Source organism: Pseudomonas reidholzensis (genome assembly GCF_900536025.1).
Taxonomy (GTDB): Bacteria; Pseudomonadota; Gammaproteobacteria; order Pseudomonadales; family Pseudomonadaceae; genus Aquipseudomonas; species Aquipseudomonas reidholzensis.
In genome coordinates this window covers 191,597-207,699 of record NZ_UNOZ01000004.1, presented here as the reverse complement: position 1 = coordinate 207,699, position 16,103 = coordinate 191,597, and the positions used below count along the sequence as shown (strand labels likewise).

Genomic DNA, 16,103 nt, shown 5'->3' with positions numbered 1-16,103 from the left:
CTGTCAGCGGAGATCCTGTGGGAGCGGGCTTGCCCCGCGAATAGGCCGGGACTGCCAATGCAAATTCTGGCGCTGACGCGCTGTACCGCCCTTATAAAGCAGCGAGAGCGAAGCGATTCGCCAGCCGTTGCCCTGGCACTTGATCTGGCCGTTGATCTTGATCTACTGCGACTTCAGGAGGCCGAACGGAGGTCTTGCGAAGCGAGGTGACGGCCAGGAAGGCCGGCAAGGGCTGCGGGCCAGGAAGGCCCGTACAGCCCGGTCCTCGCGGGAGCAAGACCGGAGTGAGGGAACCCGTAGCGCAGCGAAGGGCCGGATGTAGGAGCAAGCGGTTTTTGGTTACTTTTTTCCAAGAAAAAAAGTGACCCGCCGTAAGGGCGGAAGGGGCCATCAGCGCCCCCACACCAACCGGATAAGCCCACATTCACCCGCCCAAACGCTACTTGAACCGCCGCTCAACACCTTTCTCAACCAGGATCTTCGCCGAAATCTCTTCCACCGAAAAATGCGTGGAGTTGATGTTGGCAATGTTCTCCCGACGAAACAGATTCTCCACCTCGCGCACCTCGAACTCGCACTGGGCAAAACTGGCGTAGCGGCTGTTGGGCTTGCGCTCGTGGCGGATCGCGGTCAGCCGGTCCGGGTCGATGGTCAGGCCAAACAGCTTGCTGTGGTGCTTCTTCAGCACCGCCGGCAACTGCAGCCGCTCCATGTCGTCCTCGGTCAGCGGGTAGTTGGCCGCGCGGATGCCGAACTGCATGGCCATGTACAGGCACGTCGGCGTCTTGCCGCAACGCGACACACCCACCAGGATCAGGTCGGCCTTGTCGTAGTAATGGGTACGCGCGCCATCGTCGTTGTCCAGCGCAAAATTGACCGCCTCGATCCGCTCCATATAGTTGGAGTTACCGCCGATCGAATGGGATTTCCCCACCGAATACGACGAATGGGCGGTCAATTCCTGCTCCAGCGGGGATAAAAACGTCGAAAAGATGTCGATCATGAAGCCATTCGACGTCGCCAGGATCTCGCGGATGTCCTGGTTGACGATGGTGTCGAAGATGATCGGGCGCACGCCGTCGCGCTCGGCCGCCGCGTTGATCTGCAGGACCATGGTCCGCGCTTTGTCCGGGCTGTCGATGTACGGACGGGTGAATTTATTGAACGGAATGTTATCGAATTGCGCGAGCAGGCTCTGACCCAGGGTCTCGGCAGTGATGCCGGTGCCGTCGGAGATGAAAAACGCGGTTCGTTTCATTTGCACCCTAGGCCTTAAGCTGATGACGTTTCTTGGATATGATAGGTTCGGTTTGCCGAATGCGGCTTTCGGCATTCTCACTTATTTTCCAGGTCCAGGCCACAAGCGCCCGGCCCAGTCTGAACCGTCAGGCGGGCGCCCTTGAGCTTATCCAACACAGTTAGTGGAGAGATCACCTTGGTAGAGTACGTAGTTTCCCTCGATAAGCTCGGCGTCCATGATGTGGAGCATGTGGGGGGCAAGAACGCATCCCTCGGCGAGATGATCAGTAACCTCGCAGGTGCCGGCGTTTCTGTGCCGGGCGGCTTTGCCACTACGGCGCAGGCGTACCGCGACTTTCTCGACCAGAGCGGCCTGAACGAGCGTATCCATGCCGCACTCGATGCGCTGGACGTGGATGACATCAATGCCCTGACCAAGACCGGCGCGCAGATCCGCCAGTGGGTCATGGAAGCCGAGTTCCCCGCTCGCCTGGATTCGGAAATCCGAACGGCGTTCGCCGAAATGGCCGCGGGCAACGACAACATGGCCGTCGCCGTGCGCTCCTCGGCCACCGCCGAAGACCTGCCGGACGCCTCGTTCGCCGGCCAGCAAGAGACCTTCCTGAACATCCGTGGCGTCGACAACGTGATCCGCGCGGCCAAGGAAGTGTTCGCCTCGCTGTTCAACGACCGCGCCATCGCCTACCGCGTGCACCAGGGCTTCGACCACAAGCTGGTCGCCTTGTCGGCCGGCGTGCAGCGCATGGTCCGCTCCGAAACCGGCACCGCCGGCGTCATGTTCACCCTCGACACCGAGTCGGGCTTCCGTGACGTGGTGTTCATCACCGGCGCCTACGGCCTGGGCGAAACCGTGGTGCAGGGTGCGGTCAACCCTGACGAATTCTACGTCCACAAACACACCTTGCAGGCCGGTCGCCCGGCGATCCTGCGCCGCAACCTGGGCAGCAAGGCGATCAAGATGGTCTACGGCGATGAAGCCAAGGCCGGTCGTTCGGTGAAGACCGTCGAAGTCGACCGTGCCGAGCGTGCGCGCTTCTGCCTGTCCGACGACGAAGTCAACGAACTGGCCAAGCAGGCCATGATCATCGAGCAGCACTACCAGCGCCCGATGGACATCGAGTGGGCCAAGGACGGCGACGACGGCAAGCTGTACATCGTCCAGGCACGCCCTGAGACCGTGAAAAGCCGCGCCAGCGCCAACGTCATGGAACGCTACCTGCTCAAAGAGAAGGGCACCGTGCTGGTCGAGGGCCGTGCGATTGGCCAGCGCATCGGCGCCGGCAAGGTCCGCGTGATCAAGGACGTGTCCGAGATGGACAAGGTCCAGCCAGGCGACGTGCTGGTGTCCGACATGACCGACCCGGACTGGGAGCCGGTCATGAAGCGCGCCAGCGCCATCGTCACCAACCGTGGCGGGCGTACCTGCCACGCGGCGATCATCGCCCGTGAGCTGGGTATCCCGGCCGTGGTCGGTTGTGGCAACGCCACCCAGCTGCTCAAGGACGGCCAGGGCGTTACCGTGTCCTGCGCAGAAGGCGACACCGGCTTCATCTTCGAAGGTGAGCTGGGCTTCGACATCAAGCAGAACTCGGTCGACGCCATGCCTGAGCTGCCGTTCAAGATCATGATGAACGTCGGCAACCCCGATCGCGCCTTCGACTTCGCCCAGCTGCCCAACGCCGGTGTCGGCCTGGCGCGCCTGGAGTTCATCATCAACCGCATGATCGGCGTGCACCCCAAGGCGCTGCTGAACTACGCCGGCCTGCCGCCGGAGCTCAAGGACAGCGTCGACAAGCGCATTGCCGGTTACGCCGACCCGGTCGGTTTCTATGTCGAGAAACTGGTCGAAGGCATCAGCACCCTGGCTGCCGCGTTCTACCCGAAAAAGGTCATCGTGCGCCTGTCGGACTTCAAGTCCAACGAGTACGCCAACCTGATCGGCGGCAAGCTGTACGAGCCGGAAGAAGAGAACCCGATGCTCGGCTTCCGCGGCGCCTCGCGGTACATCAGCGAGTCGTTCCGAGACTGCTTCGAGCTCGAATGCCGTGCGCTGAAGCGTGTGCGCAACGAAATGGGCCTGACCAACGTCGAGATCATGGTGCCGTTCGTGCGCACCCTCGGCGAAGCCAGCCAAGTGGTCGACCTGCTGGCCGAAAACGGCCTGGCGCGTGGCGACAACGGCCTGCGCGTGATCATGATGTGCGAGCTGCCGTCCAACGCGATCCTCGCCGAAGAGTTCCTCGAGTACTTCGACGGCTTCTCGATCGGCTCCAACGACCTGACCCAGCTGACCCTGGGCCTGGACCGTGACTCGGGGATCATCGCCCACCTGTTCGACGAGCGAAATCCTGCGGTGAAGAAGCTGCTGGCCAACGCCATCCAGGCGTGCAACAAGGCCGGCAAGTACATCGGCATCTGTGGCCAGGGCCCATCGGACCACCCGGACCTGGCCAAGTGGCTGATGGAGCAGGGCATCGAAAGCGTGTCGCTGAACCCGGATTCGGTACTCGAGACCTGGTTCTTCCTGGCCGAAGGGCAAAGCCCGGCCTGATCCAGCCACTGCGCAGGCACGCGTTGCGTGCCTGCGCCCGTTTTTTTCGGGGCGTGTTCCAGCGATGGTTCCCGCCCTTTTTCATACAAGTCCTTTATGCAAAGCAGCAGCACACTTTTCCCCGTGGCCTTGCAAAGTGCCGAACGCCGCGGCGACCTCAGCGAAGACGTGTACCGGATCAAGGCCGGCAACAGCCCTGACCCCAGCGTCGAGCTGGCCCTGACCCGCCTGGGCCTGGCGGACCTGAACCGTGCGCCCGGCGTGCCGGTGATTCTCTTGCACGGCAGTTTTTCCAACCGGCGTTTCTGGTTTTCACCCAAGGGCATCGGCCTCGGTGCGTTTCTCGCCCGGGCCGGGTTCGATGTGTGGATCCCCGAGATGCGCGGCCATGGCCTGTCACCGCGCAACCGCCAGTGGCGGCACAATCGTGTAGCCGACTACGCCCGTTACGACCTGCCGCTGATTGCCGCGTTCGTCCACGAACAGGCCGGGCAGGCGCCGCACTGGATTGGCCATTCGCTCGGCGGCACGACCCTGGCCGCAGCCTTGGGCGGTGGTTACCTGGAGCCTGAGTGGGTCGCCAGCGCGGCGTTCTTCGGCACCCAGGTCAGCCGGGTGTACTGGCCGCTGAAGGTGCCGACGGTGGAGTGGGGCGCGCGGGTCGTGCTCAAGCGCTTCGCGCAGATCTCCGGCTCGCGGCTCAAGCGCGGGCCGGAAGACGAGCCGATCGGCCTAGCCCTGGAGAGCATGCGCTGGCATGGCTTGTTCGGGCGTTTCGGTGGCAAGGATGGCGATTGGTGGGCGGGGCTGGCAGAGGTCGATGTGCCGGTGCTGGCGGTGGCGGGCGCGGCAGACTTCCAGGACCCGGTGTGGGCCTGTCGCAAGCTGTTCGATCAGCTGGGCGGTGAGCGCAAGCAGTTCCTGCGGCTGGGGCGTGAGGAGGGCTTCGAGGCGTTCGGGCATGTCGACATGCTGGTGAGCAAGGCGGCGCAGGCGCAGGTCTGGCCGTTGGTCGAGGGCTGGTTGCGTGATCCGGAGGCGCCGGTGCGAGGGGCGACGTTGGCTTCCGAATCACCTGTCCCAGTGGCCTGAACTGTACAGCGCCTGCTCGGGCCTCTTCGCGGGTGAACCCGCTCCCACAGGGACGTGCGCCGAACCCTGTGGGAGCGGGTTTACCCGCGAAGAGGCCCGAACGGGCGAAAAGCAAGCTGACCGACCGGTCCCGGATGACTGCACCACCTTCCCCGGTGTAGCCTTGCAGGCACCCCTTGCTTTCGTTATGTCTGACAGGAGCTCTGCCATGCAGCATTACGTAACGCCCGACCTGTGCGATGCCTATCCCGAGCTGGTCCAGGTACTCGAACCGCTGTTCAGCAACTTCGGTGGCCGCGACTCGTTCGGAGGCCAGATCGTCACCATCAAGTGCTTCGAAGACAACTCGCTGGTCAAGGCCCAGGCTGAACTCGACGGCACCGGCAAGGTGCTGGTGGTCGATGGCGGCGGCTCGCTGCGCTGTGCATTGCTCGGTGACATGATTGCCGAGAAGGCCGCCAAGAACGGCTGGGAAGGCTTGGTGATCTACGGCTGCGTGCGTGACGTGGATGTCCTGGTGCAGACCGACGTCGGCGTCCAGGCGCTGGCCAGCCACCCGCTGAAAACCGAAAAGCGCGGCCTGGGCGACCTCAACGTCGTGGTGACGTTCGCCGGCGTGACCTTCCGCCCAGGCGAGTACGTGTATGCCGACAACAATGGCGTGATCGTCTCGCCAAGCCCGCTGAAAATGCCGGAGTGATGCGCCGCGCGCGCTGATGGAGCTTGAATGTTCGAGGAAGACAACGCGCAGTGGGGGCTGGTCCATGCCCTGGTGCTCGATGGTAGAGGTGGCGCGCGTTCTATCGCTCGGACCGAACTGGATGACCTGCACCTGCAGCCGGAGCAAAGCCTCTGGCTGCACTGGGACCGCAGCCACCCGCAGACCCGCAGCTGGTTGCTGCGTGAAAGTGGCCTGAGCGAGTTCAGTTGCGACCTGCTCCTGGAAGAAAACACCCGTCCACGCTTGTTGCCCTTGGTCAACGAGCAGATGTTGCTGTTCTTGCGCGGGGTCAACCTCAACCCCGGCGCCGAACCTGAAGACATGGTCTCGGTGCGCATTTTCGCCGAGGCCCAGCGGGTGATTTCGCTGCGCCTGCGGCCGTTGCGTGCCAGCGACGAGATTCTCCAGCTGCTGGACGAGGGCAGGGGGCCGAAATCGGCGTCCGAGCTGCTCTTGCTGATGGCTGAGCTGTTGACCGAAAAGGTCCAGGCACTGGTCAGCGACCTGTCCGAACTGGTCGATCTCGAAGAAGAAAAGGTTGAATCCGACGAACGGTATACCCCGGAGCATGGCAGCCTGCAGCAGATCCGTCGGCGTGCCGCCGGGCTGCGGCGTTTTCTCGCGCCCCAGCGCGAAATCTACGTGCAGCTCACGCGCAACAAGTGGAGCTGGTTCGCCGAGGCCGACGCCGACTACTGGAACGAGCTGAACAACAGCCTGATTCGCTACCTCGAAGAGCTCGAACTGGCCCGCGAGCGCGCGGCGCTGGTGCTGGAGAGCGAGGACCGACGGCGCAGCGAGCGGATGAACCGGACCATGTACCGCTTCGGCATCATTACCTGCATCTTCCTGCCCATGAGCTTTGTCACCGGCTTGCTGGGGATCAACGTCGGCGGTATCCCTGGCTCCAGCAGCCCGTATGGCTTCCTGTTCGCCAGCCTGCTGGTGCTGGGGCTCGCGGTGGGCCAGTGGTGGCTGTTCCGCCGGCTGCGTTGGGTCTGATCGCGTGCATTTGGAAACACTTGCCCCGCTCACGCGTGTGACCCATCGCGTGGCGCCCTCGTCTTTGACTGACATTGCGCGAGGTGCCTATGCACGATCCGTTTGAACAATCCCTGCGTGACCTGCTCAACGCGTCGCCGTCCGGCCAGGACCGGGACGACGCTGCATGCCTGGGTCGCGTACTGAAGACCGCCAACCGCCAGGTTGGTGCGGGCGACCTGTTCAGCATGCTTGGCCGCTGGGGCCAGGCGCTGATGATCGCCGTCAATAATGGCTCGGCGCATGTCGCGCCGGTGCGCCGCAACCCTGCCGCTGGCAGCAAAGCTGATAAGGCTGATTGAATATGGAACTCGATCTCTGGACCCAGAGCCTGGTCACGGCCATGACCGCCCTTTGGACCAAGGTAGCGAACTTCATCCCCAACCTGTTCGGCGCGCTGGTCGTGGTGCTGCTCGGTTTCGTGGTGGCCAAGCTGCTCGACACACTGCTCTCCAAGCTGCTCGCCAAGTTCGGCCTGGACCGCCTGATGGCAGGCACCGGCATGACCAAGATGCTCAGCCGGGCCGGCATCCAGGTGCCGATCTCGACCCTGATCGGCAAGATCGTGTACTGGTTCGTGCTGCTCATCTTCCTCGTCTCGGCCGCGGAATCGCTCGGCCTTGAGCGGGTTTCGGCCACCCTCGACATGCTCGCCCTGTACCTGCCGAAAGTGTTCGGTGCGGCGCTGGTGCTGCTGGCCGGGGTGATGCTCGCGCAACTGGTCAACGGCCTGACCCGCGGCGCCGCCGAAGGGATCGGGCTGGAATATGCCGCCGGCGTCGGGCGTATCGCCCAGGGCCTGGTAATCATCATCGCGATCTCGGTGGCCATCAGCCAGCTCGAGGTCAAGACCGATCTGTTGAACCATGTGATCGTAATTGGTCTGATAACCGTTGGTCTGGCAATTGCATTGGCAATGGGGCTGGGAAGTCGGGAAATCGCCGGCCAGATTCTCGCCGGAATCTACGTTCGCGAACTCTACCAGGTCGGCCAGCAGGTCCGGATTGGAGAGGTCGAAGGGCAGATCGAGGAGATCGGCACGGTCAAGACGACCTTGCTCACCGATGATGGCGAACTGGTGTCGCTGTCCAATCGGGAACTGCTCGAGCAGCGAGTCGATAGCCGCTAACCGCGCAAAAGCTGTTAATGTATGCCGCCGCGAAAACCGGTCCCTGGGGGGCCGAGTGGCGACTTGACCCGACTGTCGGCCAGATCCGTTTTGAATAAAGTTCATTCGCCGCCCATGCGCTACGACCCCCACGAACTCACCGACGAGGAGTTGGTGGCGCGTTCGCATGAGGAGCTGTTTCACGTTACCCGCGCCTATGAGGAGCTCATGCGGCGCTACCAGCGGACCCTGTTCAACGTCTGTGCGCGTTATTTGGGGAACGACCGGGATGCTGACGATGTCTGTCAGGAAGTGATGCTGAAGGTGTTGTACGGGTTGAAGAACTTCGAGGGTAAATCCAAGTTCAAGACCTGGCTCTACAGCATCACCTACAACGAGTGCATTACCCAGTACCGCAAGGAGCGTCGTAAACGCAGGCTGATGGATGCCCTGAGTCTTGACCCTATTGAAGAGGCGTCAGAAGACAAGGCACCGAAACCTGAGGAAAAGGGTGGCCTGGACAAATGGCTTGTGCATGTCAATCCGATCGACCGGGAGATCCTGGTGCTGCGATTTGTCGCAGAGCTGGAGTTCCAGGAAATCGCCGATATCATGCACATGGGCTTGAGCGCAACCAAAATGCGTTACAAGCGTGCGCTCGACAAGCTTAGAGAGAAATTTGCGGGTGAGGTTGAAACTTAGTCGTCTGCAAATGTCTCTAAACCACCGGCGAGTTCTGCTAGACTTGCCGTCGAGTTGTCCCCCGGATTGTGGTGGGACCGCTTAACTATCACCAGATGGGGATTTAACGGATGAAATTGAAAAACACCTTGGGCTTGGCCATTGGTTCGCTCGTAGCCGCCACCTCGATTGGCGCTATGGCACAAGGCACAGGCGCCGTGGAAGTCGAAGGCTTCTACAAGAAAGAATTCTTCGACAGCCAGCGCGACTTCAAGAACGACGGCAACCTGTTCGGTGGTTCGATCGGTTACTTCCTGACCGATGACGTTGAACTGCGTCTGGGCTACGACGAAGTGCACAACGCTCGTGGCGAAGACAGCAAGAACATCAAGGGCTCGAACACCGCCCTGGACGCCCTCTACCACTTCAACAACCCGTACGACGCTATCCGTCCGTACGTTTCCGCTGGTTTCTCGCACCAGTCCCTGGGCCAGACCGGCCGTGGCGGTCGTAACCACTCCACCTTCGCCAACGTTGGCGCCGGTGCCAAGTGGTACATCACCGACATGTTCTACGCCCGTGCTGGCGTTGAAGCCCAGTACAACATCGACCAAGGTGACACCGAGTGGGCACCAAGCGTCGGTATCGGCCTGAACTTCGGCGGTAGCCCGAAGCAAGCCGAAGTCGCTCCAGCTCCAGTAGCTGAAGTGTGCTCCGACAGCGACAACGATGGTGTGTGCGACAACGTCGACAAGTGCCCAGACACCCCTGCCAACGTTACCGTTGACGCTGACGGCTGCCCGGCTGTTGCCGAAGTCGTACGTGTTGAGCTGGACGTCAAGTTCGACTTCGACAAGTCGGTCGTCAAGCCTAACAGCTACGGCGACATCAAGAACCTGGCTGACTTCATGAAGCAGTACCCGTCGACCACCACCACCGTGGAAGGTCACACTGACTCCGTCGGTCCAGACGCGTACAACCAGAAGCTGTCCGAGCGTCGTGCTGGTGCTGTCAAGCAAGTCCTGACCCAGCAGTACGGTGTTGAATCCAACCGTGTTGAATCGGTTGGCTACGGTGAGACCCGTCCGGTTGCTGACAACGCCACCGAAGAAGGTCGCGCTGTAAACCGTCGCGTTGAAGCGCAGGTTGAAGCTCAGTCCAAGTAATTGGTTTGAGGTTCACGAAAAACCCGGCCTAGGCCGGGTTTTTCTTTGCCTGCGATTTGTGCTCAGGCGCTCGCCTGGGCCACGACCGGGTCCAGCACTGCGCTGGCCACGCCACCTGCCACCTCGCCAATCACCAGCACCGCCGGGCTGCGCAGGGCAAACGCTGCGGCGTCCGTGCCCATCCGTTGCAGCTGGCTACGGCACTCCCGCTGGCTGGGCAGCGAAGCATTCTCGATCATCGCCACCGGCGTCGTGGCCGCCATGCCGGCCGCCAGCAAGCCCTGGCGGATCTCCTCCAGCCGCGCCACGCCCATGTACACCACCAAGGTGGTCCCACCTTGGGCCAGCCCCACCCAATTGAGCGGGCTGTCATCCTGGGTATGCGCAGTCACCAACGTCACGCCGCGGCTGACACCGCGCAAGGTCAGCGGAATCCCGCATTGTGTAGCGCCGGCCAGGCCCGCGGTGATGCCATTGACCAGCTCCACTTCGATGCCCTGCTCCTGCAACCACAGGGCCTCTTCGCCGCCGCGGCCAAAGATGCACGGGTCGCCACCCTTGAGCCGAACCACGCAGCGCCCCTGGCGCGCATGGCGCAGCATCAGGCGCTGGATGAACGCTTGCGGGGTCGAGCGGCATCCGCCGCGCTTGCCCACCGCGATCACCTGCGCCGCAGGGCAGTGCTCCAGCACCGCCGGGTTGACCAGGTCGTCGATCATCACCACCTGCGCTTCGCGCAAGGCGCGCACGGCCTTGAGCGTGAGCAGTTCAGGGTCGCCAGGGCCAGCACCTACCAGCCAGACTTTTGCACGCATTGGGGCGTTCCTCATCAGCAGCGCCGCTCAGCCCTTGAACAGGACGAACAGCAGTATCAGGTTGAACAGCAGGGACAGCAGGGCCAAGGTCCGCCAGACCTTCAACGGCTCGCGCTCCAGCAGCGGCCGGGGGCGGCCGGCGGGCGCTTGCAACTCGCCACGTTCGAGCAGCAGCAACCACTGCTCGGCGGTTTCGAAGCGTTGGGCAGGGTTGGCGGCCACGGCCTGTTCGAGGTTGTGTTGCAGCCACTCCGGCAGGTCGGGGCGATAGCGGGCGGGGCTCACCGGGCTGGTAAAGCGCGGTCGCTGGAACGCTTCGATTTCGCCGTAGGGGTAGTGCCCGGTGAGCAGCTGGTACAGCGTCACGCCTGCGGCATAGAGGTCCTGGCGTGGGCTGGGGGGTTGCCCGTCGAAGGCTTCCGGGGCGATGAACGAGGGCGTGCCGGGCAGTTCGTGCGCGGTGTCCTCGCACAGCCCCGGGCAGTACGCCAGGCCGAAGTCGAGCAGGCGCACCTGGCCGTCGCTGCCCAGGTGCAGGTTGTCGGGCTTGATATCGCGGTGCAGCAGGTTGCGCCGGTGCAGCACGCCAACCGCCTGAAGCAGCTGCCGGGCGATCTCCAGCCACTGCGCGAGCGGCAGCGGGCCGTGTTCGGCCAGCAGGCTGGCCAGGGTTTGCCCAGGGTATTCGCGCATCAGGTAGTACAGGTGCTGGCGGTGAGTGGCCGCATGCACCTCGGGGAAGTGCCGGCCCGCCACGCGGCGTAGGAACCACTCTTCCTGCAGCAGCCGTTGCACGGCGCCGGGCTGTGTTTCGTGACCGCTCGGCAGGGTTTTCAGCAGCCACGGCTGGGACTGCGCGTCATGCACCCGGTACAGCAACGACTGGCGGCTGCGCGACAGCTGCGCCGCGACCCGCCAACCGTCGATCAGTTGCTCGGCGCGCAACGGGCCGGGCACCGGCCATTGCTGCAATTGCGCCAGGGTGTCGCCCAGGTTGGCCGGGCCCAGCTGGTCGACACGCACCAACACGGCGCTGGCGTTGTCCTGGCTGCCACGGTGGTGGGCGCTGGCCACCAGGGTGTCGGCGGCCTGCTGCAGGTCGGGCTGCTCGCGCAGGATGGTCAGAATGGCCTGGTCGCCAAGGCTGGCCCAGACACCGTCACTGACCAGCAGGAACGCTTCTCCGGCAGCCAGTTCACCTTCCAGGTAGTCGACCAGCAGGTGCTGGTCCAGGCCCAGGGCGCGCTTGAGCACGTGCTGCATGCCGGGCTGGTCCCAGACGTGGTCCTCGCTCAGGCATTGCAGGCGCCCGTCGGCCCAGCGATAGGCGCGGCAGTCGCCGACGTGGGCGAGGGTAAAGCGCTGCCCGCGCATGACCAGCGCACTGAGGGTGGTCAGCAGCGGTTGGCCGCTGCCCTGGGCGCGCAGCCAGCGGTTTTGCGCCAGCAGCAGGCGATCCAGTGCCTGCGCCACTGCCCAGGTGGCGGGCGTGGCGTAGTAGTCCAGGGCCAGCGCCTGCAGGCTGGCCCGCGCCGCCAGGCCACCGTCGGCGCACTGGCTGACGCCGTCGGCGAGGGCGAACAGGTAGCCCTTGCTGGCGGCCAGCTCCGGCGCTGGCGTGACCAGGCGCAGGGCGTCCTGGTTCTCGCTGCGCGGGCCGGTGGCAGTGGCGTGGGCGAAGCTCAGGTGCAGGCTCATCAGTCGGCCTCAGACCCGCGCCGCAGTCACTGCGGCCGAGCCCCAGGTGGTGCGCCAGCGTTGCTTGACGCCGTGCAGGCCGAACCAGGCCAGCAGGCCAAGGCTGGCGAACAGCCACAGGCCGAGCTGATAGTCACCGGTGTGTTGCTTGATCATGCCCAGGCCGGCGGCGAGGACGAAGCCGCCGATGCCGCCGGCCATGCCGATCAGCCCGGTCATCACGCCGATCTCCTGGCGGAAGCGCTGTGGCACCAGTTGGAACACCGCGCCGTTGCCGGCGCCCAGACCGAGCATGGCACTGACGAACAGCGCCAGTGCTGCCGTCGCACTGGGCAGGTTGAAGCCCACCGCGGCGATGCATACCGCGGCCACGCCGTACATGCCCAGCAGGGTGCGGATGCCGCCAAAACGGTCGGCCAGGGCGCCGCCGAGCGGGCGCATCATGCTGCCGCCGAACACGCAGGCGGCGGTGTAGTAACCGGCGGTGACCGGGCTCAGTTGGTACTGGTCGCTGAAGTAGCCGGGCAGGGCGCTGGCCAGGCCGATGAAGCCGCCAAAGGTCACGCTGTAGAAGAACATGAACCACCAGCTGTCGCGGTCGCCGAGCGCCTTGAAATAGTCGGCCATGGCTTTGGGTTTGGGCCGTTGTGGTGCATTGCGGGCGAGCAGGGCAAACACCAGCAGGGTTAGCAGCAGCGGGATCAGGGCGAAGCCGAACACGTTGTTCCAGCCATAGGCGGCGGCCAGGGCCGGTGCCAGCAGGGCGGCGAACACGGTGCCGGAGTTGCCGGCGCCGGCGATGCCCATCGCCTTGCCTTGATGCTGTGGCGGGTACCATTGCGAGGCCAGCGGCAGCGACACGGCGAACGAGGCGCCGGCGAAGCCGAGGAATACCCCGAGCAACAAGGCTTGTTCGTAGCTGTGCACGCCCAGGTACCAGGCGCAGGCCAGCGCGACGATCACCACCACCTGGCCCATCAGGCCGGCGGTCTTGGGCGACAGCCGATCGACCAGCATGCCCATGCCGAAGCGCAGCAGGGCGCCGGCCAGGATCGGCGTGGCGACCATCAGGCCGCGCTGTTGCGGGGTCAGTTGCAGGTCAGCGGCGATCTGCACCGCCATGGGGCCCAGCAGGTACCAGACCATGAAGCTCAGGTCGAAGTAGAGGAACGCGGCGAACAGGGTGGGCACATGCCCGGACTTCCAGAAACTGGTACTCATCGAACACCTCGCGCGGCTTGCAACGGTAGTCATGCCCTGTCTGCGCAGGGCCGGAACGAAAAAGACGCCGCTACCCGGTCCACGTGGGTGGAGGGGGGAGCGACGTCTTTGTCGGTAAGGGGGGCAACCGCCGTTGGCTACCTGGGGGATTTAGTGAGCAAGAGCCGGGCCAATTTTGCTCGGGGGTGTGAGGTGTTTTTTAGGGGGTGGGGGAGTGGTGGGCTTATCCATTGGTTGTGGTGGGGCTACTGGCCCCTTCCGCTTTTACAGCGGGTCACTTTTTTTCAGTCGAAAAAAAAAGTAACCAAAAAATTCTTTGCTCCTACATCCGGCCCTTCGCTGCGCTGCGGGTTCCCTCACTCCGGTCTTGCTCCCGCGAGGACCGGGCTGTACGGGCCTTCCTGGCCCGCAGCCCTTGCCGGCCTTCCTGGCCGTCACCTCGCTTCGCAAGACCTCCGTTCGGCCTCCTGAAGTCGCAGTAGATCAAGATCACGAGCCAGATCAAAAGCCAGATCAAGGGCCAGGGCAACGGCTGGCGAATCGCTGCGCTCTCGCTGGTTTATAAGGGCGGTACAGCGTGTCAGCGCCAGAATTTGCATGGGCAGTTCCGGCCTCTTCGCGGGCAAGCCCGCTCCCACAGGTTCTCTGCTGACTGTAAGGCCACTGCGGTCCCTGTGGGAGCGGGTTTACCCGCGAAGAGGTCAAGCTATCCACCACCATTGCCACTATCGAAGATAACGCCAGCCCAGGCACCACCCCTAACTTGGCGACCTCAGGAGGCCGAACGGAGGTCTTGCGGAGCGGGGTGACGGCCAGGAAGGCCGGCAAGGGCTGCGGGCCAGGAAGGCCCGTACAGCCCGGTCCTCGCGGGAGCAAGGCCGGAGTGAGGGAACCCGCAGCGCAGCGGAGGGCCGTATGTGGGAGCCGGCGGTTTTTGGTTACTTTTTTCCAAGAAAAAAAGTGACCCGCCGTAAGGGCGGAAGGGGCCATAAGCGCCCGCACATCGAATGGATAAGCCCACAATCTGCAAGCCCAAGCCCAAGCCCAAGCCCAAGCCCAAGCCCAAGCCGTGAAGCATAAAAAAGCGCCTGATGCAGTGCACCAGGCGCCTCGAGGCCTAGACGAACAGGCGTAAACCTATCCGTCGAGCATCACAGCGAGCCTTCACTCCACTGCCCATTGACCAAGCGCCGCAGCCCCAGCGGGTTGCTGTCCTTGAGCGCCTCAGGCAGCAGCACCTGCGGGTAGTTCTGGTAGCACACCGGCCGCAGGAAGCGATCGATGGCCAAGGTGCCCACCGACGTCCCACGCGCATCGGACGTCGCCGGGTACGGCCCGCCATGCACCATCGCATCGCACACCTCGACACCGGTCGGGTACCCGTTGACCAGGATCCGCCCGACTTTCTCTTCCAGCAGCGGCACCAGCCAGGCGAACGCTTCGAAGTCTTCCGGCTCGCCGATCAGCGTCGCCGTCAGCTGGCCGCGCAGGCCCAGCAGGGCGTCGCGCAGTTGAGCGTTGTCCTTGACCTCGACCGCCACGGTGGTAGGGCCGAACACTTCTTCCTGCAGCAGTGGGTCAGCGTCGATCAGCAAGCGGGCGTCCGCCTTGAACAGCTGGGCACGGGCTTGTGCGCCTTCCTGCGGCTGGCCTGCCAGGTGCTCGATGCCCGCGTGTGCCTGCAGGTGCTCGAGGCCGCTGACGTAGCTGCGCAGGCCACCGGCGTTGAGCAGGGTCTGGCCCGCCTGAGCGTCCAGTGCCTGGCCGACATTGGCCAGCAAGGTGCTGAACTCGGCCGACTGCAGGCCGATCACCAGGCCCGGGTTGGTGCAGAACTGGCCGGCGCCGAGGCAGACCGAACCGGCCAGCTCACGGGCGATGGTTTCGCCACGCTTGGCCAGCGCGCCCGGCAGGATGATCACCGGGTTGATGCTGGACATCTCGGCGAACACCGGGATTGGCTGCGGACGCTCGGCGGCCATGCGGCACAGCGCGTCGCCGCCTTTGAGCGAACCGGTGAAGCCCACTGCCTGGATCGCCGGGTGCTTGACCAGCCACTCACCGACGCCACCGCCGAAGACCATGTTGAACACGCCCTTGGGCATGCCGGTACGCTCGGCGGCGCGGTTGATGGCGCAGCCGACCAGGTCGGCGGTGGCCATGTGGCCGCTGTGCGCCTTGACCACTACCGGGCAGCCGGCGGCCAGGGCCGCGGCGGTGTCGCCACCGGCGGTGGAGAAGGCCAGCGGGAAGTTGCTGGCGCCAAACACGGCGACCGGGCCGACGCCGATGCGCAGTTGGCGCAGGTCGACGCGTGGTAGCGGCTGGCGATCAGGCAGGGCCTGGTCGATGCGCGCGCCGAGGAAGTCGCCGCGGCGCAGGACCTGGGCGAACAAACGCATCTGGCCGCTGGTACGGCCGCGCTCGCCCTGGATACGGGCGGCGGGCAGGGCGGTTTCACGGCAGACGATGGCGACGAAGGCGTCGTCCAGCTCGTCCAGTTCCGCGGCGATGGCGTCGAGGAACTCGGCACGGCGCGCTGGCGGCAGCTGGCGGAATTCGACAAAGGCGCCGGCGGCTGCGCGGGCGGCCTGGTCCACTTCGCCTTCGGTGGCCTGGGCGAAGCTGTAGGGCAGGGCTTCGCCGCTGGTGGCGTCGAGGCTCTGCAGGCGTTTCGGGCCGGCGGCGCTGCGCTGGCCGGCGATGAAGTTGTGGCCGAGGATCTCAGGCATTGTGTGCTCCTGTGGAA

General features: G+C 64.3%; 13 protein-coding genes. 8 read left to right on the top strand and 5 right to left on the bottom strand.

What is annotated here, in order from left to right; all coding sequences use genetic code 11:
- Nucleotides 1–439: 439 nt before the first annotated feature.
- Nucleotides 440–1,258 (bottom strand): posphoenolpyruvate synthetase regulatory kinase/phosphorylase PpsR, encoded by an 819-nt coding sequence (gene ppsR, locus CCOS865_RS05400; RefSeq protein WP_119138611.1) that lies wholly within the window; start codon nt 1,256–1,258, stop codon nt 440–442.
- A gap of 177 nt (nt 1,259–1,435) precedes the next feature.
- Between ppsR and ppsA the strand changes: the two genes are divergently transcribed.
- From ppsA to CCOS865_RS05360, 8 genes are all read left to right on the top strand, one after another.
- Nucleotides 1,436–3,811 (top strand): phosphoenolpyruvate synthase, encoded by a 2,376-nt coding sequence (ppsA, locus tag CCOS865_RS05395; protein WP_119138610.1) that lies wholly within the window; start codon nt 1,436–1,438, stop codon nt 3,809–3,811.
- Between the two features lie 96 nt (nt 3,812–3,907).
- The gene (locus CCOS865_RS05390; RefSeq protein WP_119138608.1) at nt 3,908–4,903 is read left to right on the top strand and encodes an alpha/beta fold hydrolase; all 996 of its coding nucleotides are present in this window, start codon (nt 3,908–3,910) and stop codon (nt 4,901–4,903) included.
- A 208-nt stretch (nt 4,904–5,111) separates the two neighbouring features.
- Complete coding sequence (rraA, locus tag CCOS865_RS05385) at nt 5,112–5,603, top strand: ribonuclease E activity regulator RraA (RefSeq protein WP_119138607.1); 492 nt, start codon at nt 5,112–5,114, stop codon at nt 5,601–5,603.
- A 27-nt stretch (nt 5,604–5,630) separates the two neighbouring features.
- Complete coding sequence (locus CCOS865_RS05380; protein WP_119138605.1) at nt 5,631–6,626, top strand: zinc transporter ZntB; 996 nt, start codon at nt 5,631–5,633, stop codon at nt 6,624–6,626.
- Nucleotides 6,627–6,715: 89 nt separating this feature from the next.
- Complete coding sequence (locus tag CCOS865_RS05375; RefSeq protein ID WP_119138603.1) at nt 6,716–6,967, top strand: CrfX protein; 252 nt, start codon at nt 6,716–6,718, stop codon at nt 6,965–6,967.
- Between the two features lie 2 nt (nt 6,968–6,969).
- A complete protein-coding gene (locus CCOS865_RS05370; RefSeq protein WP_119138602.1) occupies nt 6,970–7,794 on the top strand; it encodes a mechanosensitive ion channel family protein in 825 nt (274 codons plus the stop codon).
- Nucleotides 7,795–7,908: 114 nt separating this feature from the next.
- The gene (gene sigX / locus CCOS865_RS05365) at nt 7,909–8,475 is read left to right on the top strand and encodes an RNA polymerase sigma factor SigX (RefSeq protein WP_101321319.1); all 567 of its coding nucleotides are present in this window, start codon (nt 7,909–7,911) and stop codon (nt 8,473–8,475) included.
- 110 nt (nt 8,476–8,585) lie between these two features.
- The gene (locus CCOS865_RS05360) at nt 8,586–9,620 is read left to right on the top strand and encodes an OmpA family protein (protein WP_119138600.1); all 1,035 of its coding nucleotides are present in this window, start codon (nt 8,586–8,588) and stop codon (nt 9,618–9,620) included.
- 62 nt (nt 9,621–9,682) lie between these two features.
- On the opposite strand, the gene cobA is transcribed toward CCOS865_RS05360, so the two are convergent.
- The 4 genes from cobA to CCOS865_RS05335 form a co-directional block, all read right to left on the bottom strand.
- Complete coding sequence (cobA, locus tag CCOS865_RS05355) at nt 9,683–10,435, bottom strand: uroporphyrinogen-III C-methyltransferase (protein ID WP_119138598.1); 753 nt, start codon at nt 10,433–10,435, stop codon at nt 9,683–9,685.
- A 27-nt stretch (nt 10,436–10,462) separates the two neighbouring features.
- Nucleotides 10,463–12,133, bottom strand: a complete 1,671-nt coding sequence (locus CCOS865_RS05350; RefSeq protein ID WP_119138596.1) for a bifunctional protein-serine/threonine kinase/phosphatase — start codon at nt 12,131–12,133, stop codon at nt 10,463–10,465.
- Nucleotides 12,134–12,142: 9 nt separating this feature from the next.
- Nucleotides 12,143–13,354 carry a nitrate/nitrite transporter gene (locus CCOS865_RS05345; RefSeq protein WP_119138595.1) on the bottom strand — a complete coding sequence of 404 codons (1,212 nt, stop codon included), beginning with the start codon at nt 13,352–13,354 and terminating at the stop codon, nt 12,143–12,145.
- Between the two features lie 1,151 nt (nt 13,355–14,505).
- Nucleotides 14,506–16,086, bottom strand: coding sequence for an aldehyde dehydrogenase (NADP(+)) (locus CCOS865_RS05335; RefSeq protein WP_119138593.1), 1,581 nt, complete (start codon nt 16,084–16,086; stop codon nt 14,506–14,508).
- Nucleotides 16,087–16,103: the final 17 nt, after the last annotated feature.